This window comes from Salinicola sp. NYA28a (genome assembly GCF_976982775.1).
Genome location: NZ_OZ334582.1, coordinates 1,467,349 through 1,492,840, shown reverse-complemented (window position 1 = coordinate 1,492,840; position 25,492 = coordinate 1,467,349). Strand labels below are relative to the sequence as shown.

The window sequence follows — 25,492 nt, the reverse complement described above, 5'->3', positions numbered from 1 at the left end:
TTAGCCCTCGATGGAGAATCCCCATCCGAGGTCGATCCTCTTCAGATGCCCGATGCGCTGTCTCACACGACGTTGCGAGAGTGCGTCGAGCGCGTCATGGAGCGCTACTTTTCGCACCTCGAGGGGGAATCCGTCTCGAATCTCTACACCATGGTACTGGCGGAAGTCGAAGCGCCCCTGCTCGAGGTCGTGATGCGCAACGTCGAAGGCAACCAGACCCGCGCTGCCGAACTGCTCGGTCTCAACCGTGGCACGCTGCGCAAGAAGCTCAAGCAGTACGATTTGATCTAACGGTGCGATTGATCCAGCGATGCGATTGATCCAGCGGCGCGGTTCGATCCACCATGATGATTCGACCCAGCCGGCACGATCCGAAACAATGACACGACCGTACGACCTGACCCGAATCTCCTTCGCTTCGCTCCAGCGGAGCCTATCCGGACGGGCGATGCCCTGGGCGCCAGCCGTCTCATCGTCAACCGTCTCGCCGTAAAAAAGAGTGGACTGGCATGTCTCAAAATTCTGCTTCTACTGCCCCCCGGGCCATCCGTCGCGCACTGCTCAGCGTGTCCGACAAGACCGGCGTTGTCGACTTCGCCCGTGAGCTGGCAGCTCGCGGCGTCGAGCTGCTCTCGACCGGCGGCACCTACCGCCTGCTCCAGGAAAACGGCATCGCCGTGACCGAAGTCTCGGCCCACACCGGTTTCCCGGAGATCATGGATGGCCGGGTCAAGACGCTGCACCCGAAGATTCACGGCGGGATCCTTGGCCGGCGCGGGCAGGATGACGCCGTCATGGCGGAACACGGCATCGATCCCATCGACATGGTCGTGGTCAATCTCTACCCGTTCGAGCAGACCGTCGCCAAGCCGGACTGCACGCTGGAAGACGCGGTCGAGAACATCGATATCGGCGGCCCGACGATGGTTCGCGCCTGCGCCAAGAACCACGAGCACACCACGATCGTGGTCAGCGCCGACGACTATTCCCGCATCCTGAAGGACATGGCCAGCCATGAGGGCGGCGTCAGCCACAAGACCCGCTTCGACCTGGCAATCAAGGCGTTCGAGCATACCGCTGCCTACGATGCCGCCATCGCCAACTACTTCGGCCAGCGCGTGGGTAACGGCGAGCCCGATTTCCCGCGCACCCTGTCGTTGCAGTTCACCAAGAAGCAAGGCATGCGCTACGGTGAGAACCCGCACCAGAAAGCCGCGTTCTATGTCGAGTCAGGCACGGTCGAGCCCGGCCAGCAGGAAGCCAGCATTGCCACCGCCGAACAGCTCCAGGGCAAGGCGCTCTCCTTCAACAATGTCGCCGATACCGATGCAGCGCTGGAGTGCGTCAAGTCCTTCACCAAGCCGGCCTGCGTGATCGTCAAGCATGCCAACCCCTGCGGCGTCGCCGTGGTGCCGGAAGCCGACGGCGGCATCCGCAAGGCCTACGGCCTCGCCTTCGCAACCGACAGCGAATCCGCCTTCGGCGGCATCATCGCCTTCAACCGCGAGCTGGACGGCGATACCGCCAGCGCGATCGTCGCGCGCCAGTTCGTCGAGGTCATTATCGCACCGCGCATCTCGGCGGAAGCCCGCGAAGCCGTCGCCAGCAAGACCAACGTGCGCCTGCTGGAGTGCGGCGAGCTGCCCGCGAAGAGCGCCGAAGGCTGGGACTACAAGCGCGTCAATGGCGGCTTGCTGGTACAGAGCCGCGACACCGGCATGATCGCCGCCGAGGATCTCAAGGTGGTCACCCAGCGAGCGCCGACCGAGCAGGAGCTGCACGACCTCGTCTTCGCCTGGAAGGTCGCCAAGTTCGTCAAGTCCAACGCCATCGTCTACGCCAGGAACCGCCAGACCGTCGGCGTCGGCGCCGGCCAGATGAGCCGCGTCAACTCCGCCCGCATCGCCGGCATCAAGGCCGAACACGCCGGCCTGCAGGTCGAAGGCTCCGTCATGGCATCGGACGCCTTCTTCCCCTTCCGCGATGGCCTGGACAACGCCGCCGCCGCCGGCATCACCGCCGTCATCCAGCCCGGCGGCTCGATGCGCGACGAGGAAGTGATCGCCGCCGCCAACGAAGCAGGCATCGCGATGGTGTTTACCGGCATGCGCCACTTCCGACACTGAGCCGCGAGCCGCGAGCCGCGAGCCGCGAGCCGCGAGCCGCGAGCCGCGAAAAACAGCGTGACTGTGAAACGAAGAACGCCAGCGACATTGTCGCTGGCGTTCTTCGTTCGAAGTTCGAAGCTCGAAGTTCGAAGCTCGAAGCTCGAAGCTCGAAGTTCGAAGCTCGAAGCTCGAAGTTCGAAGCTCGAAGCTCGAAGCTCGAAGCTCGAAGCTCGAAGCTCGAAGCTCGAAGCTCGAAGCTCGAAGCTCGAAGCTCGAAGCTCAGTCTGACTCTTTCCCCAGATCGATGCAGAGGTACTTGGTCTCGAGGTATTCATCGAGCCCATACTTGGAGCCTTCGCGGCCGAGGCCGGAGGCCTTGACGCCGCCGAACGGGGCGCTGGCGTTGGAGATCAGGCCGGTGTTGATGCCGACCATGCCGTATTCGAGCGCTTCGGCGACGCGCCAGACACGCCCCAGATCCTTCGAGTAGAAGTAGGAGGCCAACCCGAACTGGGTGTCGTTGGCCATACGCACGGCTTCTTCTTCTGTCTCGAAGGGGAATACCGCGGCCAGGGGGCCGAAGGTCTCTTCGCTGGCGACCTTCATTTCCGGCGTGGCGTGGCTGACCAGCGTCGGGGAGAAGAAACGCCCGCCCAGAGAATGCTCGTGGCCGCCGAGCAGCAGCTGCGCGCCCTTGTCGGTGGCGTCCTTGATGTGATCAGTCACCTTGGCCACGGCATCGTCATCGATCAGCGGGCCGATGTTTACGCCCTCCTCGAATCCTTCACCGACCTTGAGCTCGCTGTTCATCGCGGCCGCCAGCTTCTCGCTGAAGGCGTTGATCACGCTCGACTGGACGAGGAAACGGTTGGTGCAGACGCAGGTCTGTCCGGCATTGCGGAACTTGGAGGCGATCGCGCCTTCGACCGCGGCGTCCAGGTCGGCATCCTCGAATACCAGGAACGGCGCGTTGCCGCCCAGCTCCAACGATATCTTCTGGATGTGCTGCGCAGCGCCGGCCATCAACGAGCTGCCGACTTCGGTCGAGCCGGTGAAGGTGACCTTGCGTACCACCGGGGAGTCGGTCATCGCCTTGGCGATCTCGCTGGCCTTGCCCGGCACGACGTTGAACACGCCACGCGGAACACCGGCCTGCTCTGCCAGTGCGGCCAGCGCGGTCGCGGAGAACGGTGTCTGGCTGGCCGGCTTGATCACGATGGTGCAGCCCGCCGCCAGCGCGGCAGCGGCCTTGCGCGTGATCATCGATGAGGGGAAGTTCCACGGCGTGATGGCGCCGACGACGCCCACCGGCTGCTTGGTGACCACGATGCGCTGCTGGTTGCTGGCCGCGGGGATGGTGTCGCCATAGATACGCCGCGCTTCCTCGGCGAACCAGCGCATGAAACTGGCGGCATAGACGATCTCGCCCGCCGCTTCCTTGACCGGCTTTCCCTGCTCGGCGGTCATGATCGCCGCCAGCTCATCCTTGTTCTCGAGCATCAGCTCGTACCACTTCATCAGGATGTCGGCCCGCTCCAGCGCGGTGTGGTTGCGCCACGCCGGCAATGCGGCCTCGGCAGCGTCGATGGCACGCTCGGTCTCGGCGCGGCCCAGTCGCGGCATGTGCCCCAGGATCTCGCCCGTGGCGGGGTTGTCGACATCGATCTGCTCACCGCTGTCGGCGGCAACCCAGTTACCATCGATATAGGCAAACGGTCTGAACAGCGCGCTCTCTTTGACAGACTGCACCTTGAGGGACTGTGCTTTGTCGGACTGTGCTTTGTCGGATTGCATGACTCACTCCTTCCTTGATGTGCTTGCCGATCGCAGGCATTCGGCCCACGCAGGCCGGTCGTTGCCGTGGTGCGACGAGCAATGAAATCGTTCATGACGACGGCGTGTGACAGTGATGCCAGTGTCACGACTCCTGCGTCAAGGATGGCGCGTTAGCGTCACCTGTGCCAGTCACGATCGGTCACGCCGCGAGTCATTCATAAGCGCGTCATTCGTGACCGGACCGATGCCGTGGCAGCATCATCGCGATGCCACTCGGGGCCAGGGCGATTACAGCTGCGACCAGAGCGTCACGCCGACGGCAATCGCGATCGCGGCGCCGCTCAGCCAGTAGCCGTTGAACCGCTGGGGCTGGCGATGCACGTGACGCAATCCCAGCCAGGCCAGCACGATCGCCACGACTTCCACCACCGGCGCGTAACGCCCGGCGCTCAGCCCGACGACCGACACCACGAACGCTGCCAGCGCCCAGTGGGAAAGTCGTTTGCGCCGTGTCTTGCCGTCGACGCCGCGAGTGCTGCTGGCGCGGCGCTGCGCCTCGGGGCGATTGAAGACCTGGATCGCCTGTCCGTCGCGGAGCTCGAAGCGAACCGGGGTGCCGGCGCTGGGCAGGCCGCGACCACGCCACTGTGCGAAATCGAACGGATAGCGCTTGCCGTCGCTCTCCACCTCGCCGGTCTGGGCTTCGTCGTCGAAATGAAAAAGGCGACCATCCATGCAGCTATCCTTGTGGCTCTCTTTAACGGCTCTCTTTACCGACTGGCTTTACCGGCTGGCTTTTGACGAGTGCGACGACCGACGGCGCCTCTGTCAGCGACCGTTGACCAGCATCAGGAACTCCTGACGCGTCGTCTGGTTCTTGCGAAAACTCCCCAGCATCACCGACGTGGTCATGCTGGAATTCTGCTTCTCCACACCGCGCATCATCATGCACATATGCTGCGCCTCGATCACCACGCCAACACCGAGGGCTCCCGTGACCTGCATGATCGCCTCGGCGATTTCACGGGTCAGGTTTTCCTGAATCTGCAGCCGGCGGGCATACATATCGACGATCCGTGCGAACTTCGACAGCCCCAGCACCTTGCCCTGGGGCAGATAGGCAATGTGGCACTTGCCGATGAACGGCAGCACGTGATGCTCGCACATCGAATACATCTCGATGTCCTTGATCAGCACCATTTCATCGGTATCGGAAGCGAAGACCGCGCCATTGACCAGTGTCTCCAGCGACTGGCTGTAGCCCTGGGTCAGGAACTGCATAGCCTTGGCGGCACGCATCGGGGTATCGCGCAGGCCCTCGCGCTGGGGATCTTCTCCCAGCTTCTCGAGAATCCCGTGGAAGTGGCCTGCCAGTTGCTCTGTCATGTTGCTGCCTTGTCTATCGGTATCGTCATCGAATGCTCGCGGCCGCGATCACATTCGGCCCCCAAATCGGTGTCAGCCGATTCTAGCGAAACTCCGGCGGCACCACTATCTCGTCGATCCAGGCAATTGCGTCGATACGGACAATTTCGCCGACACAGACAGTCTCTTCGATACGGACAATTCGCATCGCGACTCGCCACGGGGCGAGTCGCGCACTTCGACAGGACGCTAGCCGATCAGGCCAGCCAGCGCGGCGAGTCGAGGGCCACGCGTTGCTGTTCGAGATGGCGAATATGCTGATCCCAGTAGCCGCTCTCGGCGACGTAAGGGAAGGCTCGGGGAAACGCAGGATCTTCCCATCGCGCCGTCACCCAGGCACTGTGACGAATCAGGCGCAAGGTTCGCAGGGCCTCGATCCAATCGAGCTGGCGGCGGTCGAATTCGCGGGTCATCTCGTAGCCTTCGATGATTTCGGACAGCTGCATCTGCCACTCTTCGGGAAACTGGGCGGTCAGCAGCATCCACAGATCCTGCACCGCCGGCGCCATCAGGCAGTCATCGAAGTCGACCAGAGAGAACTGCTCGTCACGCCCCAGCATATTGCCGAGGTGACAGTCGCCGTGAACGCGCTGCATCGCGCTGTCCGGCCAGGCGTGATCCGCCAGCAGCGGTAGTAGCGAATCGATTACGCGGTCGTAGGTCTTGCGCTGTCGAGCATCGAGCCAGCTCGCCTGGAGAACTCGGCTGCGACTCTCCTCGATCATCGTGTTCGGATCGAGCCGCAGCCGATACCGGAAAGGCTGGCGAGCCCCGACCTCATGGACCCGGCCGATCAGTTCGCCGAGAGCAAAGAGATGCGCCGGGTCTTCGAGCTCCGGGGCCTGGCCGACGACATGCGCGAACAGGGCAAAGCGGAAACCCTCGAAGTGATGCAGCGTCCGACCCGTATCGTCTGCCCAAGGCGCCCCCACCGAGATCGACTCCGCCGCGAGCGCCTGCAGAAATTCATGCTCTTCGAGAATCTGCTCGTCGCTCCAGCGCTCCGGGCGATAGAACTTCACCACCCAGCGGCGGCGGTCGTCGTCGGTCAACGAGTAGACACGATTCTCGTAGCTGTTGAGCGCGAACGGCTCGCCGGGCAACCAGAAGCCGAGCGACTCGACGGCCTCGACGACCCGCTGCGGCGTCAATGTCTCGAACGGATGCAGGGAAACGGCGCTCATACGGACCTCGACTGACGGCGGAGTTGCATGCGCGCATGCTATCAGATTCGTGCCGAGGGCGTACGCGCGAAGGCCAGCACCGTGACCCGCCGCGCCCCCGCTTCCCGGCAGGCGATCGCCAGCGACTCCAGCGTCGCGCCGGTGGTCATCACGTCATCGACGACCACGACCGCCGGCGGTAACGGCTGGGCCACGGTGAACGCACGCTTCACATTGCGCCGCCGAGAGAGGCGGTCCAGGCCACGCTGGGATGGCGTCTCGCGCCGTCGTTCGGCCTCGATCACCGGCATTTTCAACCGCGCGGCCAGACGCTTCGTCAGCCACGCCGTGTGGTCGAATCCACGCTCCCGGGTCCGCTCGCGGTGACCGGGGACACCGATCACCGCCTCGCCGACATCGGGCGATCGGCTCAGGGTGGCAAGCATGAGTTGAACCAGCACCTCGCCAGCCCTCGCATCCGCCGAGAACTTGTAGCGCTGTATCAGACGAGCCACCCGCGACTCGTAGCGCAGCGGCACCCACGCGGCCTGCTGCGCGGGAGGATGCTTCAAGCATCGCCCACACTGGCGCGGCGCTGACGACGCAGAGGAGAGCATCGGCAGCGGTTCGGCGCAGAGAGAACAAGCGCTCTGGTTCCAGGGCATATCCGCAAAGCACTCGACGCACCAGGGCGAACCGCCAGCGACGGCCGTATGGCAAAAGGCACAGTAACCCGGCAGCGCCCGCTTCAACTGCGCGTTGATCCAGTCCACCAATCCGCGAGCCATTGGCCGCACCACTTCCAGACGCCGCATCATTGGTATTCTCTCGACTGCTCCGCTTTCGATCATCTCAATGATGATGTCGACCGCGGCGGCGAAAACTGAAGCGCCGGCAGCTAGCCACCAGGGTTCGATCGAGCAACGATTGACATCGATGAAGCCGCCAGTACAATGAGCGCGCCTATCGAATTGCGGATGTGGTGGAATTGGTAGACACGCTAGATTTAGGTTCTAGTGCCGAAAGGTGTGGGAGTTCGAGTCTCCCCATCCGCACCAAGCAAGTTTCCTGACTCTCCTCTGAAGTAACGCCAATCCCGAAAAGCCAGCATCCAAGCGGCTTTACCGCCCTGATCGCACTAGATCAATCTGGTTCATCCCATCTCGCGCGGTACATCGATATGTATATCGAAAGTTCGTGTGTACAAGCATGCGCTGGGGAACGCTATGGAGCGCTCGCGGTGCCAGAGGCGACCGAGCCCGCCATACTCTTCCGCTCGAGGAACGATCACTCGTCGAGATGACGTATCCATTGCCGGACGCGCCATCGCTGGAGCCGATTGGCATAGCGTTTGGTGTCCAGCGATACCGGTACCAGAGTGCAGCTATCACCCTCTTTCATATGCAGGCGGAAGCGGCGCTCCGCACCGATCGGGTGATCTTCACTGCCGTAGATGGCGACGACGCGGATATCGAGAAAGTGAAACACAGTATCATCCATCGGGCGATTGCGTTCGAGCTTTACACCGTGGACGCTGCACAAGCGCTTCAGAATGGCCTCGAAAGTCCCGACGTGGCTGTAGCTCCCGGAGAGCATGGGCCCTTGGCTGGACTGCATGCCCTGCCTACGTTCCTCGTGTTCCGCTTCCGACGAGTCCTCGGAATCGGCCTTGTCCTGCCGATGGTCGGCCTCGAAGTCGATCATGTCATTGGTCAACGAACCCTTGCTGGTGTGCAAGGTCACGATGATATGTTCCAGAAAGATCGGCTCGGAGCTCATGTTGCTGATCAGGCAAAGCGAGGTCAGGTCGTTGCCGTGCCCCCGATTGATAATGATGCGAGGGCGCCGTGTTCGGGCGAAGTTCCGGTAGAGGATCTGGGCGTAAAAGAACCATACAAAGAGCGTCAATATGCTCGTGATGGCGGTAATCGCTTTACTGTGTTCTGACAACCATTCCATGGTCGTGATCGGCTCCTGCCTGCTTGACTCGAGAAGGCGTCAATGTAGGCGAGAACGATGGCGGGCGATATAACTTAGTTTGTGTAACAGAGCACGGACGAGGCCAAGCCTCGGAAATACGAAAGGCGGGCCTCTCGGCCCGCCTTTAACTAACCGCCTGAACCCGGACTTCCTGTCCTATCGTTGCGTCATCCTGACGAAGCGTGGTTCACGGTAATGCTTGAGCCTTGTCATCCCCATCCTGAGTCCGACAGGCTGGCAGTCTTCCGTGACTGCGGATCCAACTCACCTGGTACGTCCTTGAGCCCATCCTTGGGTACGGTGAGTCAGCTAACGGGGATAAAGTTATACAAGAGTTATCTTCGGGTCAAGTTTCCATCAAATTTTTACTGCCTGGAATGACAGTCATGCCGGAATCGCGCGAGAGAGCCGGAAAGAAGAGAGAACCCGCCGAAGGGGATCGAGTATCCGTTGGAGAAGAAAACCGACGGAAGGACGCCGGCTTTCGGGACACCTGCCTACACTTGCGCCATGGAGCTCAATGCCAGAGGCGAAAGAGACCACACAGCACCTCCGCCAGCCACGCGCCAACCCTTCCTGAGCTCCTGAGCCTTGCGACTCGTTCCCTGGCCCATGCCACTAACCAACGCCGAGCGTAAGTCCCTTGGTCACGTCCCTGCAGCAGCCTTCACAGAAAGAATTGGGCAAATGTTAGATCAATACATTACAGACAGCAAAGCGAGGTACAGACTATTGTCCAACAATGAGTAGCATGCAGACCACGCGAACGGCGAAGGCGGACTCTGACAGGCGTGCAGTTCAGGCAGCCGAAGCGCCTGCCCGCCCTCCTATAGCGCCAAACAAATGGGCATATCAATTAATTCTCTTATTACCAAAAACGGAAACTGCGCTATCCTGCGCGCATGACCGTGACGGATGGCATTGACTCATCCATCACCCAATTCTGCTTCAGGGGGGATCTGTTCTCATGGCAAAACGATCGACTTCAACCGCGCCGTGGCGCCGAACCACGCTGGCCTTGGCACTGGGCCTCGCCACGTCTCTGGGCGCGATGACAACGCAGGCCGATACGCTGCGAGTCGGCATGTCGGGCGGCTATTATCCCTTTACCTACGTCGAACAGGATGAGCTCAAGGGCTTCGAGGTCGATCTGATGAACGCGATCGGCAACATCACCGGCGACGATGTCGAATTCGTGACCGCCAGCTTCTCCGGGCTGGCCGGCATGCTGGACTCCAGGCGGATCGATACCATCGCCAACCAGATCACCATCACGCCAGAACGCCAGGAGAAATATCTCTTCAGCGATCCTTACGTCTACGATGGTGCACAGGTCGTGGTTCGCAAGGGTAACGATGCCATCCACGGCGTCGAGGACCTCAAGGGCAAGACGGTCGCGGTCAACCTCGGTTCCAACTACGAGCAATTGCTGAACGAGCTGCCCTACGCGGATGACATCAACATCAAGACCTACGACTCCAACATCGAACAGGACGTCGCCCTGGGGCGCGCCGATGCGTTCGTCATGGATCGCGTCAGCGCCACGCAGGTGATCAAGGACAAGCCGTTGCCGCTGCAGCTGGCCGGCCAGCCCTTCTCCCGGATCGAGAACGCCTACCCGTTCCGCGACGACGAAGCAGGAGCAGCGATGAAGGACAGGATCGACGAGGCGCTCGCCGAGTTGCGTGAAAGCGGCAAGTTGAGCGACATTTCGGAGAAATGGTTCGGGACCGACATTACCCAACCGTGATCGACGTTTCACAGCAACGGCCCATGGCGCTGACCGGCGCCATGGGCTTTTCCGTTATCTGAGGTCGCCAAGCGCGGAGCGCCACGCACTATGCACGCACTCGATTTCGACTACATGCTGGGCCTGGTGCCCATTCTTCTCGGTTATCTGCCCCTGACGCTCGAGATGGCAGCCGCCGGCATGGCCTGTGCCCTGGTGCTGGCCTGCCTGCTCGCCGTCATACGGGTGACTCGTATTCCCGGCCTCAACGCCGTTGCGCTGCTGTTCATCTCGTTCTTTCGCGGCACGCCGCTGCTGGTCCAGCTGTTCCTGTTCTACTACGGACTGCCTCAGGTACTGACCTTCCTGGTGGCGATCAACGGTATCACCGCTACCATCCTTGGCCTGACGCTCCATTTCTCCGCCTACATGGCGGAGTCCATTCGCGCCGCCATCGTGGGCATCGACCGGAGCCAGACCGAAGCCGCACTCTCCATCGGCATGACACGAGCGCAACTGATGCGACGGATCGTGCTGCCGCAGGCGACCCGGATAGCAACACCGACACTGATGAACTACTTCATCGACATGATCAAGTCGACATCGCTGGCCTTCACCCTCGGCGTCACCGAGCTGATGGGGGCGACCCAGAAGGAAGCCGCCGGAAGCTTTCTCTACTTCGAGGCCTTCCTGGTGGTCGCGGTGATCTACTGGATCGTGGTCGAGGCACTCTCCTGGGTGCAAAAATGGCTGGAACAACGACTCAACCGGGCGTATCAGCGATGATCGAACTCAAGGGCATTCGCAAGCAATTCGGCGACCACGTCGTCTTCGACGACATCGATCTCACCCTCGAGCGCGGCGAGATCATCGTGATCGTCGGCCCCTCCGGGACCGGCAAGTCAACCCTGCTGCGCTGCATCAACTTTCTCGAGACGCCCGATGCCGGCCATCTGACCGTTGGCGATCTCAGTCTCGACGCGACCCGCGCGACCCGTGAACAGATCCTCGCGCTGAGACGACGCACGGCGTTCGTGTTCCAGAACTATGCGCTGTTCGCCAACAAGACTGCGCTGCAGAACATCGCCGAGGGCATGATCGTGGTCGACGGCATGCCCAAGGCCAAGGCCTACGCCAGAGGCCGCGAGATTCTCGAGCGCATCGGCCTGGCCGACAAGGCCGATGCCTATCCCGCCTCGCTCTCCGGAGGCCAGCAGCAGCGCGTGGGCATCGGCCGAGCGATGGCGGCCAACGCCGACGTGATCCTGTTCGACGAGCCGACATCCGCGCTGGACCCGCAATGGGTGGAGGAAGTGCTCGGCCTGATGAAGCAGCTCGCGGCGGAACATCAGACCATGATCGTCGTCACTCACGAGATGCAGTTCGCCCGCGAGGTCGCCGATCGCGTGGTATTCATGGACCAGGGCCGCATCATCGAGCAGGCCCCGCCTGCGGAGTTGTTTAGCCAGCCCAGGGACGAGCGCACGCAGCAGTTTCTGCGCAAGATCCTGGCGGCGAACGCCGTCTGATCGACGTTCGTCGCCAGCGGGATCAGCGCGTCGAAGGCGATCTAGAAAGCGTTGGCGCGCCGATGGCAGAAAATCGCCGGGAGCGATTTTCGACGCCGCCTAGCGGCGTCCCGAAGGGAGCCTGCCAGGGATGGCAAGCTCAAAGAAGCGCTCCACCACGTCGTCCCGCACGGGAGGCGTCAGGCAGGAGACGATCACGAACAGCGGCAGGTTGATCATCAAACCCCAGAACCCGGCGTGAATGCCGAGCGGATTGGGCCAGATCAGCGTGAACGCCAGCGTCACGCTGAACCCGCTCACGATCCCAGCCAGCACACCCCTCCGTGACGCGCGGGTCCACAGGAACATGCCGATGAATGCCGGCAACACTTGCGTCGCGAACCCCAGTCCCACCAGCAGGATCATGATCAGATTGCTCGGCTCGCTGATCGCCACCGGTGCCACGATCAACGCCATCACCGGGATCAGCAAGCGACGAGCGAGGCGCGCGGTGGCCGCATCGCCGAGGCGAAACAGCGGCTGGGCGATATCCTTGGCATAGGCCATCGATACCGAATGCAGAAACGGCTCGCAGGAGGACATCGCCGCCGCCAGCGTTCCCGCCCCCAGCAGACCCACCAGCCAGCTCGGCAGGTTCTGCAGCGCAAATTCGAGTGCCACGGTATCGGCCCGGCCCAGGTTGGGAAGCGCGGTGATGCCGATGAAGCCCACCACCACCATCGGCAGCACGACGATATAATAGGTCGGCAGCCAGGTCGCGCTGCGCCGGATCGTGTCGGCCGAACGCGCGCTCATCCACTGGCTCCAGACCGGCGGCATGAACGAGAGCATCGAGACGATGATCGACGTGGTCCAGAACGCGAAGCTCATCTTGCCATCGGCCCCCGGCAGGGTCAGAAACGCCGGCCGTTCGGCAGCCAGGCGCTCGAAGACACCCGCGAACCCCATCTCGCCGGTAGCGTGATGAGCCGCCCACAGCCCGACCGTCCAGGCCACGACCAGCATCAGGATGCCCTGAAAGGCGTTGGTCAGGCCGATGGCCCGTTGACCGCTGACATAGAGATAGATCGCGATGACGCTAAGAATCACGATCACGCCGGCCCAGACCGGGATCCGCCCGCCGCTCATCACCGACAGAATGTAGGCGGACCCCATCGTCTGGAGTACCGCATAGGCCAGCGAGCCGATCGACATCACCAGCGCCGCCAGCCCGCCGAGCAGCGGACTCTGGTAGCGGTCGGCAATAGCCGCGCCCTGGGTGACATGTCCGAAGCGCTGGCCGAAGGCCCACACCTTGGGGCCGCAATACCATGCCACCAGCGCCAGATAGGAGAGATAGATCACCACGTAGAAGACGGCAACGCCCTTGCTGTAGGCCCAGCCGGGCGCGCCCATGAAGGTGTAGGCGCTGATGCTGCCCGCCGCGATCAGCAGATAGAGCGTTATCGGCCCCATGCTTCGCCCGGCAACGCCCCACTCCTCCAGGCTATCCATCAGGTGCCCGCCACGTGCGCGCAACCCGATGAACAGCGCAACGCCGATGTACCCCAGGGTGATCCACAGCGGCAACAGACTAGTCGTCATGAGAAGACACCCGCAGCCAGCGATTGGCAAGGAGCATGACCAGCCAGCACCCCAGCACGATCACGTAGGTCCATACCGCGAGCCACGGCAGCCCCAGCCATAGCCGCGGCTGGTTGAACCAGCCGATCACCGGCCACAGTCCCAGAGCGATCAGCGCCACGAACGCCAGAGTCAGGATCCATCCCTTACCCGAACGTGGGCGGACGACATAATGTTTCATCGATGTGTCTAGCCTTTGCAAAGTCTGGCCTGTGAAGAATCTGGCCTTTGAAGAACCTAGTCGTTGAAAGAGTCTCGTCTTTGGAGCGTCTCACCTTTGGAACGTCTCGTCTTCGAGGAGACTCGTCCTTGAAGTGTCTGGCGCCGCAAGCCCAAAGCGCCATAGAATCATACCGCATCGGGCATTGACGCCCGCCCGCCGTATCGTGAAGCCATTTTCTCTTCTAGGCTAGTAGCCGCTCAATCATAGGGAACGGCATGAAAAGGATTCACTTCAGCCTGCGCGAGTGGCTGCAACATACTGCATCGGCAGGCTATGTCGCCAAGGGAATCATCCACCTGACGATCGGTTGGTTGGCGCTACTGACCACGATAGGGCTTGGCGGCAGCGAAAGCGGCGCTTCGGACGTCATTCGCAAAATCGCGCTGTGGCCGTTCGGACGCGTGCTGCTGGCGCTGATGGGTCTGGGGCTCACCGCTTACGTCCTGTGGCGCCTGGCTCAGGCGTTCTGGGATACCGAGCGCAAGGGCAACGACTGGAAAGGCTGGCTTCAGCGGCTGGGGTTCGCGATCAGCGGCGGCCTCTATACCACGCTGGCCTGGCAATGTGCCACGCTGATCTTTCAGAGCCTCTCCCAGTCGCAAAGCAGCGGATCCTCCCAGAACACCGAACGGCTCATGGGTCTCCCGGGCGGCCGCTGGCTGCTGCTGGCCATCGGCCTCGTCTTCGTCGGCGTCGGTTTCCATCAACTGGTGCGCGCCTGGCGACGCGCCTATCGCAAGAACTGGCACCTGCAAAGCCGGCCCAATCCACCCCTCCCCCTGCTCGAGGCCATCGCCCGGCTCGGCTTGGCGGCCCGCGGTGTCACCTTCCTGCTGATCGGCGGGCTGCTCGCACTAGCGGCGTGGCGTCTCTCGCCCGGCGACGCGCAAGGTCTCGGCGCGGCACTGGACCTGCTGGCTCATCAGCCCTTCGGCGACTGGCTTCTGGGCGCCGTGGCCGTCGGCCTCATCGCCTATGGTGGCTACTGCTTCATCAATGCCGGTTATCGCCGGGTACGTCATCCGCGACACTGACCAATCTCCACGCAGCACGCGGCTCCGGAACGTCCGGTCGAAGACCGAAGATAACCAGGGGCCGATAGAGAAAGCCGCCCAAGACGGGCGGCTTCCAGAGGCTGGCACCTGATGGCCCCAGAGAATTTTTCAGCTTCTGATACGAGGCGGCTCGGCCGGCGATCAGCCCAGCATCAGCGCACCGCCGGCGGCGGCGATAGCGGCACCGATACCGCGCATCCAGCGGTTGTCGCGCTGCATCAGCCAACTGCCGGTCAAGCGACCCAGCAGCGTGATACCCACACTGGCGATGACGAAGCCGAGCGCGTAGAGCGCCGCAGAAGCGCCCGGTGCGAGCTCGCTGCCGTGGGCGTGGCCGTGCAGCAGGATGAACGCGAAGACCAGCGTTCCGCCCAGCGCGCTGGGGAGCTTGACCAGACTGGCCAGCAACACCCCTGCCAGCAGAACGCTGGAGGCGATACCGAACTCGACGCCCAGCAACGGCACGCCACCCCAGGCGAGCCCGGCACCGGCGATCATGCCCAGCGCAATCAGCAGCGGCATGACACGGCGCAGTGCGGGTGCCTGACGGCAGCTCCACAGGCCAACCGCCAGCATGGCGAGTAGATGGTCCAGGCCGGACAGCGGATGCATCAGACCGGCCAGAAAGCTGCCGCCGTGGCCATGCGGCAGCGCGCCGGGATGCGCCATGGCTGCCGAGGCGGCCAGCGTCGCTACCGGCGCGGCCAGCCAGGCCAGACGCCGAGCAGTGAGAAGGGATGAAGTCATGACGGTTCTCCTTGAATGAAACGGACGCAAACTCAGTTGGCGCTCAGCAACGCCTGATCCTCGATGGCTCGGCGCGCCTCGCCGCGTCGCTCCGGCAACATGCCGCGGTCGAGGATGAAACGGACGATCGTCTCGACACCGACGCCGTCGTGCAGATTGGTGAACACGAAGGGGCGTTCACCCCGCATCTTCTTGGCGTCGCGCTCCATCACATCGAGCGACGCGTGAACGTAATCGGCGATATCGATCTTGTTGATGATCAACAGATCCGACTTGGTGATGCCCGGCCCCCCCTTGCGCGGAATCTTGTCGCCGGCGGAGACGTCGATCACGTAAAGCGTCAGATCCGACAGTTCGGGACTGAACGTGGCGGCCAGGTTGTCGCCGCCGGATTCCACCAGCACCAGTTCCAGCGACGGATGGCGCGAGTGAAGGTCATCGATGGCGGCCAGGTTCATCGAGGCATCCTCGCGAATCGCGGTATGCGGGCAGCCTCCGGTTTCCACGCCGATGATGCGGTCCGCGGCCAGGGCATCATGGCGCAGCAGGAAGTCGGCATCCTCGCGGGTGTAGATATCGTTGGTCACCACGGCGATATCGTAGTGTTCGCGCAGCGCCAGACAGAGCTGCTTGAGCAGCGCGGTCTTCCCGGAGCCTACCGGGCCGCCGACACCGACGCGTAAACAGTGCTTCATCTTGTTGCTCTCCTATTCCCTTCACCTTCAACGGCTATCTCGTCCGAAGACATCGAATGAATCGCGACATTCGGACGGCGTCTTCGTCAGCTGCGGAACAGCCGTGAATACTGCGTCTCGTGCAGAGCGCTTGCCAGCGCCAGGCCCGGCAGAACCGGCCCCAGCTCGGCGTCCGATAGCCGATTGGCCACCTCGACGGCGCTGGCCAGCTCGGGCCGTAGCCGCTCGATGAGCCGCTGCGCAGCGGTCTGCCCCAGAGGCAGCGCCTTGCAGGCAGCCGCCAGCTGGTTTTCCAGCCACGCCCAGGCGAAGCCGAGCTGGGTATCCTCGACAGCAACACCGCGCCGATGGGCCAGCCAGGCGAATAGCGTGACGTAAGTCGGGCGCTGCGGTAGCCAGCCGGACACCGGCAACAGATCGAGATCATCCAGCAGGCGGACCAACGCCTGCCCCAGACGCAGATCCTCCTCTGCCAGCTCGGCGGTCTCGCGGTTGGCCTGGAGCCAATCGTTCCAGTACTGCAACGCCTCGTGATCCTCCATCGCCCAGGCGGCCTGAAGCCGGGCCAGCACCGGCAGCTCACATGACGTCAGACCGTCTTCCAGCACGCCGGACAACCACGCGTTCAGGCTCTCTTCGTCGCTCACCCAGTTCAGCTCGAAGGCGCTCTCGAGACCTTGCGACCAGGCAAAGGCACCGATCGGCAAGGCCGGGCTGACGAGTTGCATCAACCCCATCAGCGCCAGCGGATCACGATCCCGTATCGAATCGACTACCACCGTTCAATGCTCATGGTTGTGGCCATGACGGTGGGACAGGTGATGCTGGAAGTCGTAGACCTGCCCATGGCCGCTCGCCGGATCGTGATGATGGCCATGATCGTGCCCATGTCCGTGCCCGAGCCCCTCGGCGTAGGCGCCTGGCTCGGGGTCGAACGGCGCCTTGTGCCGCTCCAGCGCCGCGCCCAGCCTCGCTGCCAGCGCCTCGAGAACGTGGTCTGGCGGGAAGCGTACCCAGCCGCCTTCGTCGTCCTGGCCGATCGCCAGTTGCACGTGCCGGTTACCCAGGTGATAGCAGAGCCGAGCCAGCGCCAGACCGGACGGCACCGATGCGGTCACGACCGGTTCATCGGCGGCCCGGACGGCGACGATCTCGCCGGTTTCGGCGCGCAGCAGCGCCCCATCGCGCAGCACCGGCCCGCGATCCAGAAAAATGCCGATCTCGCGCCCACTGTCGCTGGTCGCCTTCAACCGCCCCCGCATCCGCAGTTCGAACGGTAACGTCACGCTGTCGACAGCTTCGGCGTCGGATGTCGCCTCCAGCCGTTCCATTAATTTCCACATGTCTGTTTGCCTCATGAAGGCCAATACCGGGCACCCGGAATAACCAGACGATAGATAATCGAAAAAGTGCCCTGGCCGACGGTTGAATATCCCACTCAAAAAAGGTGATAACGCTGGGCCAGCGGTAGTTCGGTCGCCGGTTCGCAGGTCAGAAGCTCGCCATCGGCACGCACTTCGTAGGTCTGCGGGTCGACGGTGAGATGCGGGCAGGCATCGTTGAGTTTCATGTCCTTCTTGCGCACGCCCCGCACCTGCCTGACCGCAGCGAGCTCGCTCTCCAGCCCCAGCCTTGCCTTGATCCCGGCATCCAGCGCCGCCTGACTGACGAAACTCAAGCGGGTCGCACTGGCGGCCTTGCCGAAAGCGCCAAACATCGGCCGATAGTGTACCGGCTGCGGCGTTGGAATCGACGCGTTGGCATCCCCCATCGGTGCGGCCGCGATCATGCCGCCCTTGATGATCAGCGCTGGTTTGACACCGAAGAATGCCGGGCTCCACAGCACCAGGTCCGCCAGCTTGCCGACTTCGACGGATCCCACTTCGTGGCCGATGCCATGGGTCAGCGCCGGGTTGATAGTGTATTTGGCAATGTAGCGACGAGCACGGAAATTATCCGCGCCCAGCGCTTCGTCTTCCGGCAGCAGACCACGCTGCACCTTCATCTTGTGGGCGGTCTGCCAGGTGCGGCAGACCACCTCACCGACCCGCCCCATCGCCTGCGAATCGGACGAAATCATCGAGATCACGCCCATGTCGTGGAGGATGTCCTCGGCGGCGATGGTCTCGCGACGAATGCGCGAATCGGCGAAGGCCACGTCTTCGGGAATGTTCGGGTCGAGATGGTGGCACACCATCAGCATGTCGAGATGCTCGTCGATGGTATTGACCGTGTACGGCCGGGTCGGATTGGTCGACGACGGCAGCACGTAGTCCTTCGAGCAGGCGGTGATGATATCGGGCGCATGGCCGCCGCCCGCGCCTTCGGTGTGGTAGGTGTGAATACCGCGCTCCTTGAACGCGGCGATCGTGTCCTCGACGAAGCCGGATTCGTTGAGCGTATCGGTGTGGATCGCCACCTGGACATCGTATCGTTCCGCCACGCTCAGGCAGTTGTCGATCGACGCGGGCGTCGTGCCCCAGTCCTCGTGCAGCTTGAGCCCGATCGCACCGGCGACGATCTGCGCTTCCAGGGCTTCGGGCAGGCTGGCGTTGCCCTTGCCGAGCAGGCCGATGTTCATCGGCAGGGTATCGACCGCCTGCAACATCTTGCCCAGATGCCATTCGCCTGGCGTACAGGTGGTGGCATTGGAGCCGGTGGCCGGCCCGGTACCGCCGCCGAGCATCGTCGTCACCCCGCTCATCAGCGCCTCTTCCACCTGCTGCGGGCAGATGAAATGGATATGCGCGTCGATACCGCCGGCGGTCAGGATCTTGCCCTCTCCGGCGATGACTTCGGTACCCGGACCGATGACGATCTCCACGCCTGGCTGCACGTCGGGGTTGCCGGCCTTGCCGATGGCGGCGATCCGCCCCTTCTGCAGGCCGACATCCGCCTTGACCACGCCCCACCAGTCGAGAATCAAGGCGTTGGTAATGACGGTATCCATGACCGAATCGTCGTGCCGCTGGCTCTGCCCCATGCCGTCACGGATGACCTTGCCGCCGCCGAACTTGACCTCGTCGCCGTAGACGGTGGCATCGCGCTCGACCTCGATCCACAGCTCGGTATCGCCCAGGCGGACCCGGTCACCGACGGTCGGGCCGTACATGTCCGCATAGGCTTGTCGGGTGATTTTGACCATCAGTCGGCCCCTCCATTCTTATCGCCTGCAGGCACATCTCTTGACGGAGATGCCCTTCGCGCGTCCTCGGGCGCGTTAGGGAGCAGCGAGCCCATGACGTCGCCACGGAAACCGTAGACGCGGCGTTCGCCGACGTAGGGCACCAGTGTTACCTCACGGGTCTGTCCCGGTTCGAAGCGGATCGCCGATCCCGCCGGCACGTCGAGGCGGTAGCCCCGGGCCTTGGCGCGATCGAAGGTCAACGCCGGGTTGGTTTCGGCGAAGTGATAGTGGGAGCCCACCTGCACCGGCCGGTCACCGGTGTTGGCCACCGCCAGCGTGAGCGTCTCGAGACCGGCATTGAGCTCGATCTCGCCGTCCTGAATCTGCATTTCACCGGGAATCATCGATTTTCCCTTGTTATCGGTTGTTCGTCACATGGACAGCACCTGGACAGCCAACTGCCATTATCTGACGCGATGCAAGCGAAGGTCAGGGTAGGCGGCAAGCTTCGAAAAAGCGCAGTTGGCTTCAGCCAATGAGCATTTTTCGAAGCGCAGCCAACATCGCCTGACCCAGCGCAGCCGCGTCAGACAATAGGGTCGTGAACCGTGACCAGCTTGGTACCGTCGGGAAAGGTCGCCTCGACCTGCACTTCCTGAATCATCTCGGCGACACCGTCCATGACGTCCTCGCGGGTCAGGATCTCGCGGCCATAGCTCATCAGCTCGGCCACGCTGCGTCCGTCACGCGCCCCTTCCAGGATTTCGAAGCTGATCAGCGCCATCGCTTCCGGGTAGTTGAGCTTGAGCCCGCGCGCGCGCCGCCGTTCCGCCAGCTGTGCCGCACTGAACAGCAGCAGTTTGTCTTTGTCTCGGGGTGTCAGTTCCATATCGATGTCCTGTCTGTAAGCTACGAGCTACGAGCTACGAGCTACGGGCATTGCAATGATGCGCCGGCTTCGGGGCAGCGCAGACGACAGTGCTGGGCCGCTTCGACCAGTATCCGTCGCCGTCGGCATGATGACTACGTGTACCAGATTCGCGGCTCGCACGCCTCGCGGCCGACCAGTAGCGGCCTGAGCGCATGCCAGGCAGCACAGCATAAATCCCACGCTTCATTGCGCGAACCGCCGAGATAACGCAGCAGCAGCACGCCATGACGCTGGGTCACGGCCCAGTTCGGGTTTGCCGGCAGCGCGTCTCGCACCGCTTCAACCGCCTGGCGCGGATCCGTCAGGCCGGCCGCCCACAGCGTCGCCTGGACCGTCGCGCCGCCCTGCCCCCAACGCCCCGAAAAGCGCCGGTGCAGCGGGTCCAGCGGTTGCCGCTCGAGCCATAGCGGCCGACCGTCGTGAAGTAATTGAAAGCGCTGCTCGATGCGACCACTCTCGAACGGGAGATGGCTGGCCGGACGCCCCAGCGCCATGATCTCCCACCCCAGGCAGCGCGCATTGCCCGTCAGCGAGATCTCGGTGCGCTGCTCTCCTTTCGAGCCGTCGAAGGCGATCGTCTCCTGGGGCAGCCACTCCAGTGTCCCGCCATCCTCGACCTCGAGCCGGTTGGTCTGGGACCAGACCACGCCGTGACTGTCTGCCCGATAGAGCTTGGTCGCCGCCGGCGTGGTCAGCACGGCATGCGCCGAAGCCTCGACGTTCACGTCGATCTTCAGGGCATCGCCGCTGACCAGCCCCCCCGGCGGATGCAGCAGGTAGACATGGCAAGGATCGGCCAGCCCGGCCCGATACGGCTCCGGATAGAACGGCCGCTGCACCCGCAAGGGGCCGTGATGTCGCGCTCGGGTCAACCGCGTGCGCCTCATTGGCGCCGCGCCGGTGGATGCCGTGCCCATGGTGCGAGCCGCAAACGCGAGCGACAGCGACGCCTCCCAACGTCGGGTCGCATCGAACCGATGCCCCGAATCGGCGGGGGCCGCCTGCCAATGGCGTGAAGGATCTACCGTCATACTGTCAGGTGTCGCTTGATCAGGTCGTCGCTCAGTTCGGCAATATCGCCACCGGCCACCGCCTGCCCACGATCCATGATCATGAACCTGTCGGCATACCGCCGCGCGAAAGGCAGCTTCTGCTCGACCAGCAGCACGGTCAGGCCATCCTCGCGATTGAGACGCCGGATGACTTCGCCGATCTGCGCGACGATGTTGGGCTGAATGCCCTCGCCCGGCTCGTCGAGGATCAACAGCCGCGGGTCGAGCACCAGCGCCCGACCGATGGCCAGTTGCTGCTGTTGACCGCCGGAAAGATCGCCACCGCGACGATGGCGCATCTCGTTGAGCACCGGGAACAGCTCGTAGATACGCTCGGGAATCCGGCGCTGCCTGTCTCTTCTCGCCGGCAGGCCGATGCGCAGATTCTCCTCGACCGATAGGGTGGCAAAGATCTGGCGCCCCTGGGGCACATAGCCGATCCCCATGCCCGCCCGCGCTTCGGGTCGCCGCTTGAGCAGCGCCTCGCCGTCGAAGCGAATCGCCCCGCTGCGCGCCGCCACCTCGCCCATCACGGTCTTGAGCAGCGTCGTCTTGCCGACGCCGTTGCGCCCCATGACGCAGGTACAGCGGCCGGCAGGCACCTCAAGCGACAGATCGCGGAGGATGTGGCTTTCGCCGTAGTACTGATTGAGCTTGTCGACACTCAGCATCAGGCCGCCTCCTCGTCGCCGCCGAGATAGACCTCGATCACCCGCGGATCGCTGGCGACCTCGTCCATGGTTCCTTCCGCCAGCACGCTGCCCTGATGAAGCACCGTGACCTGCCTGGCGATCGAGCGCACGAAGCCCATGTCGTGTTCGACGACCACCACCGACTGCTGGCCGGCGAGCCGCGTCAGCAGCTCGGCGGTGCGGTGCATCTCCGGCTCGGTCATGCCGGCGACGGGCTCGTCCACCAGCAGCAGCCGGGGCCGCTGCATCAGCAGCATGCCGATTTCGAGCCACTGCTTCTGCCCGTGCGACAGCACGCCGGCCAGGCGATGCCGTGCCGAGGTCAGGCCGATGGTCTCGAGCACCTCGTCGATACGCGCCTGGCCTTCCCGGTCGAGCCGGGCCAGCAAGGTCTTCCAGACCCGCCGGTCGCCGGCCATCGCCAGTTCCAGGTTCTCGGTCACGTCGAGTGCTTCGAAGACCGTCGGTTTCTGGAACTTGCGGCCGATTCCCAGATTGGCGATCTGCGGCTCGTCCAGCGTCAGCAGATTGTGGCGGCTGCCGAACCAGACCTGCCCGTGATCCGGCCGGGTCTTGCCGGTGATGATGTCCATCATCGTCGTCTTGCCAGCCCCGTTGGGGCCGATGATGCAGCGCAGCTCGCCGTCATCGATGGTCAGGTTGAGCTGATTGATGGCTTGAAAGCCGTCGAAGCTGACGCTGACGTCCTCCAGGTAGAGAATCGGACCGTGCCGCACGTCCACTGGCGACTGCGCCGGCGCCATGAAGTCGAAAACACGATCCGGACGGGCGAACTCCCGCAACCTGTCGAAGCGAGTGCTATCGATCACGCTCATGCGCTCACCTCCTGTCGATCCTGCTCTTCGCCATCGTGACGCTTCCCGCGCCAGGTCGAGATCACGCCGGCAATGCCCTGCGGCAGCAACATCGTGACCAGCACGAACAGGCCGCCGAGAATGAACAGCCAGGCATCCGGCATTACCCCGGTCAGTACCGTCTTCAGGTAATTGACCACCAGCGCCCCCAGCAGCGCCCCGTAGAGCGTCGCCCGGCCGCCGAGCGCCACCCATACCACCACCTCGATCGAGAACAGCGGCGCGAAGGTGCTCGGATTGATGATGCCGACCTGCGGGACATAAAGGGCGCCGGCCACCCCGGCGATCATCGCCGAAACCACGAACAGCGCCAGCTTGACGTGGTCGACCCGGTAGCCGATGAAGCGCACCCGCGCCTCGGCATCGCGGGTCGCCACGCTGACCCGCCCAAGGCGAGACACCGTGATCGCCCGGCACAGCCAGAACGCCAGCAGCACGGCCATCCCGGATGCGACGAATAGCGCCACGGTCATGCCTTCGCTCGCGAGCGAAAAGCCCAGCAGCTCGTAGAAGCGCGTCAGTCCGGTGCTGCCGCCCATGCCCATCTCGTTGCGATTGAACGCCAGCATCAGCGCAAAGGTCAGCGCCTGGGTGATGATCGAGAAGTAGACCCCGGTCACCCGCGAGCGAAACGCCAGCCAGCCGAATACCAGCGCCAGCAAACCCGGTGCCAGCAGAACCGCCAGTGCCGCCACCGGAAAGTAGGTCATGATCGACTGCCAGCCGGGCAGCGGTGAGGTCTGCGCGTTGAGATAGAGCCCCATCGCATAGCCGCCCAGGGCAAAGAAGGCGCCATGCCCCAGGCTGAGGATGCCGAGATAGCCCCAGATGAGATCTACCGCCAGCGCCAGCAGCATGTAGGTGAAATACTTGCCGAGCAGCGATACCGTCGCGTTGCTGACGTGCCAGGCGCTCGATTCCGGCAAGGCGTTCAATACCAGCACCACGAGCATGCCGACGATCAGCACCAGGCTGGTCAGGAGCGTCGAGCGGGACAGGAACGCCTGACGCGACCGATCACGTTCATGCAGTAAGGTTTGGGTCGTCATGAGGTCCGCCCCTTGGGTGCAAAGATGCCCTGCGGGCGCTTCTGGATGAACAGGATCACGCCGACCAGCACGATGATCTTGGCCAGTACCGCGCCGACCCACGGCTGCAGCACCTGATTGATCACGCCTAGCGACATGCCGGCGACCAGCGTTCCCCACAGGTTGCCGACCCCGCCGAAGACCACGACCAGGAAGGAGTCGACGATATAGCCCTGGCCCAGGTTGGGGCCGACGTTGGTCAGCTGTGACAGCGCCACGCCGGCGAGTCCGGCAACACCGGCACCCAGCCCGAACGTCAGCATGTCGACACGGGTGGCACGTACGCCCATGGCGCGGGCCATCGCCCGGTTCTGGGTCACTGCACGCACCTCCAGCCCCAGCCGGGTATAGCGCATCAGCGCCCACAGGCCGGCAAAGACCACCAGGCAGAAGAGCAGCACCGCCAGCCGGTTGAGGGTCAGCGACAGCGCCTCGTTGATCTGCCACGCCCCCTGCAGCCAGTCCGGCGAGGTAACGCGACGATTGAGCGGCGAGAACACGCTGCGCACCAGCTGCTGCAGGATCAGGCTGAGGCCGAAGGTGGCCAGCAGCGTCTCCAGCGGGCGTCCCTTGAGAAAGCGGATTACCGTGCGTTCGATCACCACCCCGAACGCACCGGCGACCAGGAAGCCGCCGGGAATGGCCAGCGCCAGCGCCAGCCCCGGCTGCCCCGGTAGCGCCTGCTGGATCATCCAGGTGGTATAGGCGCCGATCATGATCAGCTCGCCATGGGCCATGTTGATCACGCCCATGACGCCGAAGGTGATCGCCAGGCCGATCGCCGCCAGTACCAGAATCGAACCGGCACTGAGACCGAAGAACAGCGTCTGCGCGCGGTCGTACCAGGCGCGCTTGCTCTCGATGCCGCCAAGGACCGCCTGCGCCTCGGCGGCGAGCTCGGAATCACCGGCGGCGATCGGGGTCAACGTGTTTCGCACCCGCGTATCGAGATTGCCGCGTAGCGTCTCCAGCGCGTCGATATCACCCTGCTGGACATCGTAGAGCGCCAGCGCGACATCGAGCTGGCCGCGAACGGACTGGCTCTCCTCGTCGTCGCGCATCGCGCGCACGCTATCGGCATTGTCGGCCGTCACCTCGCCGACCAGACGCTCGGCGGCCGCCAGCCGAGAGGTCTCGTTGCCAGCGCTCAGGGAGAGCGAGGCCAGCAGCCCCTGGATACGGGTGCGCAGATCGTTGTTGATCTTGAAGACTTCGACCGTGCGCCGCGTGCCGGTGCCGGCGTCCTCGAACGTGATGGCATCAATGATCGGCCACTCGCGGCCGCTATCATCGGTGACGATGTAGAAGCGCTCACCGCGACGCTCCTTGCCCAGGCGGCCGTCGAGCAGCGCCTGCAGCCAGCGCGTCTTCTGCTCGGCATCGCTCTCGGCGATCGCCTGAGCGGCATCGCCCTTGGCCTGGAAGCTGCGCGTATCGAGCGCCTCCAGCAGCGCTCGGGACTGCGCATCACTGACAGCGGCCGCCGCCGTCTGGCTGACGGAAAGGCCCCATGCCATCAGCAGGCACAGCAGCACGGAATGCATCAGCAGGCGCGTCAGAAAACGGCCTGTCGAATGTTGAATCTTGGTCATGTTCTTTCCTCGACACCGCCCTTTCGGTGTGGCGTCAGACCCAGGTTCTGCTCGATGCCGCCGGCGCCCGTTCGAGCGCCGG

Annotated in this window: 26 protein-coding genes and 1 tRNA gene; 7 read left to right on the top strand and 20 right to left on the bottom strand. The window is 63.5% G+C overall.

The window, feature by feature from the left end; genetic code table 11:
• The first annotated feature begins 45 nt into the window (after positions 1-45).
• Entirely contained in the window at positions 46-291 is a 246-nt protein-coding gene (fis, locus tag ACWHY3_RS06730) for a DNA-binding transcriptional regulator Fis (RefSeq protein ID WP_071232932.1), read from the top strand.
• A gap of 218 nt (positions 292-509) precedes the next feature.
• Positions 510-2,126, top strand: coding sequence for a bifunctional phosphoribosylaminoimidazolecarboxamide formyltransferase/IMP cyclohydrolase (gene purH / locus ACWHY3_RS06725; RefSeq protein WP_448127882.1), 1,617 nt, complete (start codon positions 510-512; stop codon positions 2,124-2,126).
• Between the two features lie 261 nt (positions 2,127-2,387).
• On the opposite strand, the gene ACWHY3_RS06720 is transcribed toward purH, so the two are convergent.
• From ACWHY3_RS06720 to ACWHY3_RS06700, 5 genes are all read right to left on the bottom strand, one after another.
• On the bottom strand, positions 2,388-3,902 hold the full coding sequence (locus tag ACWHY3_RS06720; protein ID WP_442978323.1) for an NAD-dependent succinate-semialdehyde dehydrogenase: 1,515 nt from the start codon (positions 3,900-3,902) through the stop codon (positions 2,388-2,390).
• 270 nt (positions 3,903-4,172) lie between these two features.
• Positions 4,173-4,619 carry a hypothetical protein gene (locus ACWHY3_RS06715; protein WP_303856423.1) on the bottom strand — a complete coding sequence of 149 codons (447 nt, stop codon included), beginning with the start codon at positions 4,617-4,619 and terminating at the stop codon, positions 4,173-4,175.
• 93 nt (positions 4,620-4,712) lie between these two features.
• Positions 4,713-5,270 (bottom strand): GTP cyclohydrolase I FolE, encoded by a 558-nt coding sequence (gene folE / locus ACWHY3_RS06710; RefSeq protein WP_071232936.1) that lies wholly within the window; start codon positions 5,268-5,270, stop codon positions 4,713-4,715.
• Positions 5,271-5,506: 236 nt separating this feature from the next.
• A complete protein-coding gene (locus ACWHY3_RS06705; protein WP_087717964.1) occupies positions 5,507-6,493 on the bottom strand; it encodes a serine/threonine protein kinase in 987 nt (328 codons plus the stop codon).
• A gap of 41 nt (positions 6,494-6,534) precedes the next feature.
• Complete coding sequence (locus tag ACWHY3_RS06700; protein ID WP_256961054.1) at positions 6,535-7,290, bottom strand: ComF family protein; 756 nt, start codon at positions 7,288-7,290, stop codon at positions 6,535-6,537.
• A 155-nt stretch (positions 7,291-7,445) separates the two neighbouring features.
• Here ACWHY3_RS06700 and ACWHY3_RS06695 point away from each other — a divergent pair.
• Positions 7,446-7,530, top strand: a tRNA-Leu gene (locus ACWHY3_RS06695).
• Positions 7,531-7,759: 229 nt separating this feature from the next.
• Here the strand turns inward: ACWHY3_RS06695 and ACWHY3_RS06690 are convergent.
• A complete protein-coding gene (locus ACWHY3_RS06690) occupies positions 7,760-8,431 on the bottom strand; it encodes a hypothetical protein (protein WP_087717965.1) in 672 nt (223 codons plus the stop codon).
• Between the two features lie 988 nt (positions 8,432-9,419).
• Here ACWHY3_RS06690 and ACWHY3_RS06685 point away from each other — a divergent pair.
• From ACWHY3_RS06685 to ACWHY3_RS06675, 3 genes are all read left to right on the top strand, one after another.
• Positions 9,420-10,202: an amino acid ABC transporter substrate-binding protein gene (locus tag ACWHY3_RS06685; RefSeq protein WP_087717966.1), complete on the top strand. Its 783-nt coding sequence runs from the start codon at positions 9,420-9,422 to the stop codon at positions 10,200-10,202.
• Positions 10,203-10,292: 90 nt separating this feature from the next.
• Positions 10,293-10,967: an amino acid ABC transporter permease gene (locus ACWHY3_RS06680; RefSeq protein ID WP_087717967.1), complete on the top strand. Its 675-nt coding sequence runs from the start codon at positions 10,293-10,295 to the stop codon at positions 10,965-10,967.
• The gene (locus ACWHY3_RS06675; protein WP_448127881.1) at positions 10,964-11,710 is read left to right on the top strand and encodes an amino acid ABC transporter ATP-binding protein; all 747 of its coding nucleotides are present in this window, start codon (positions 10,964-10,966) and stop codon (positions 11,708-11,710) included. Before ACWHY3_RS06680 ends, ACWHY3_RS06675 begins: the two co-directional genes overlap by 4 nt.
• Before the next feature lie 99 nt (positions 11,711-11,809).
• Here ACWHY3_RS06675 and ACWHY3_RS06670 read toward each other — a convergent pair whose 3' ends face one another.
• Positions 11,810-13,294 carry a sodium:solute symporter family protein gene (locus ACWHY3_RS06670; RefSeq protein ID WP_087717969.1) on the bottom strand — a complete coding sequence of 495 codons (1,485 nt, stop codon included), beginning with the start codon at positions 13,292-13,294 and terminating at the stop codon, positions 11,810-11,812.
• The gene (locus ACWHY3_RS06665) at positions 13,284-13,514 is read right to left on the bottom strand and encodes a hypothetical protein (RefSeq protein WP_087717970.1); all 231 of its coding nucleotides are present in this window, start codon (positions 13,512-13,514) and stop codon (positions 13,284-13,286) included. Before ACWHY3_RS06665 ends, ACWHY3_RS06670 begins: the two co-directional genes overlap by 11 nt.
• A 257-nt stretch (positions 13,515-13,771) precedes the next feature.
• Here ACWHY3_RS06665 and ACWHY3_RS06660 point away from each other — a divergent pair, with 257 nt between their 5' ends.
• Positions 13,772-14,590: a DUF1206 domain-containing protein gene (locus ACWHY3_RS06660; protein ID WP_448127880.1), complete on the top strand. Its 819-nt coding sequence runs from the start codon at positions 13,772-13,774 to the stop codon at positions 14,588-14,590.
• A gap of 162 nt (positions 14,591-14,752) precedes the next feature.
• Here ACWHY3_RS06660 and ACWHY3_RS06655 read toward each other — a convergent pair whose 3' ends face one another.
• The 12 genes from ACWHY3_RS06655 to urtB form a co-directional block, all read right to left on the bottom strand.
• Positions 14,753-15,358, bottom strand: a complete 606-nt coding sequence (locus ACWHY3_RS06655) for a HupE/UreJ family protein (RefSeq protein ID WP_448127879.1) — start codon at positions 15,356-15,358, stop codon at positions 14,753-14,755.
• A gap of 32 nt (positions 15,359-15,390) precedes the next feature.
• Positions 15,391-16,053 carry an urease accessory protein UreG gene (gene ureG, locus ACWHY3_RS06650; protein WP_448127878.1) on the bottom strand — a complete coding sequence of 221 codons (663 nt, stop codon included), beginning with the start codon at positions 16,051-16,053 and terminating at the stop codon, positions 15,391-15,393.
• 86 nt (positions 16,054-16,139) lie between these two features.
• Positions 16,140-16,790, bottom strand: a complete 651-nt coding sequence (locus ACWHY3_RS06645) for an urease accessory protein UreF (protein ID WP_448128143.1) — start codon at positions 16,788-16,790, stop codon at positions 16,140-16,142.
• A gap of 45 nt (positions 16,791-16,835) precedes the next feature.
• Positions 16,836-17,396, bottom strand: a complete 561-nt coding sequence (gene ureE, locus ACWHY3_RS06640) for an urease accessory protein UreE (RefSeq protein WP_087717974.1) — start codon at positions 17,394-17,396, stop codon at positions 16,836-16,838.
• Positions 17,397-17,491: 95 nt separating this feature from the next.
• On the bottom strand, positions 17,492-19,198 hold the full coding sequence (gene ureC, locus ACWHY3_RS06635; protein ID WP_087717975.1) for an urease subunit alpha: 1,707 nt from the start codon (positions 19,196-19,198) through the stop codon (positions 17,492-17,494).
• Positions 19,198-19,584, bottom strand: coding sequence for an urease subunit beta (locus tag ACWHY3_RS06630; protein ID WP_087717976.1), 387 nt, complete (start codon positions 19,582-19,584; stop codon positions 19,198-19,200). Before ACWHY3_RS06630 ends, ureC begins: the two co-directional genes overlap by 1 nt.
• A 182-nt stretch (positions 19,585-19,766) precedes the next feature.
• Complete coding sequence (locus tag ACWHY3_RS06625) at positions 19,767-20,069, bottom strand: urease subunit gamma (protein ID WP_087717977.1); 303 nt, start codon at positions 20,067-20,069, stop codon at positions 19,767-19,769.
• A gap of 134 nt (positions 20,070-20,203) precedes the next feature.
• Positions 20,204-21,142, bottom strand: coding sequence for an urease accessory protein UreD (locus ACWHY3_RS06620; protein WP_087717978.1), 939 nt, complete (start codon positions 21,140-21,142; stop codon positions 20,204-20,206).
• Positions 21,139-21,834, bottom strand: a complete 696-nt coding sequence (urtE, locus tag ACWHY3_RS06615) for an urea ABC transporter ATP-binding subunit UrtE (RefSeq protein ID WP_087717979.1) — start codon at positions 21,832-21,834, stop codon at positions 21,139-21,141. Before urtE ends, ACWHY3_RS06620 begins: the two co-directional genes overlap by 4 nt.
• Positions 21,834-22,691 carry an urea ABC transporter ATP-binding protein UrtD gene (urtD, locus tag ACWHY3_RS06610; protein WP_087717980.1) on the bottom strand — a complete coding sequence of 286 codons (858 nt, stop codon included), beginning with the start codon at positions 22,689-22,691 and terminating at the stop codon, positions 21,834-21,836. Before urtD ends, urtE begins: the two co-directional genes overlap by 1 nt.
• A complete protein-coding gene (gene urtC, locus ACWHY3_RS06605) occupies positions 22,688-23,779 on the bottom strand; it encodes an urea ABC transporter permease subunit UrtC (protein WP_179208821.1) in 1,092 nt (363 codons plus the stop codon). Before urtC ends, urtD begins: the two co-directional genes overlap by 4 nt.
• Positions 23,776-25,410 (bottom strand): urea ABC transporter permease subunit UrtB, encoded by a 1,635-nt coding sequence (urtB, locus tag ACWHY3_RS06600; RefSeq protein ID WP_448127877.1) that lies wholly within the window; start codon positions 25,408-25,410, stop codon positions 23,776-23,778. The genes urtC and urtB overlap by 4 nt, the downstream gene beginning before the upstream one ends.
• Positions 25,411-25,492: the final 82 nt, after the last annotated feature.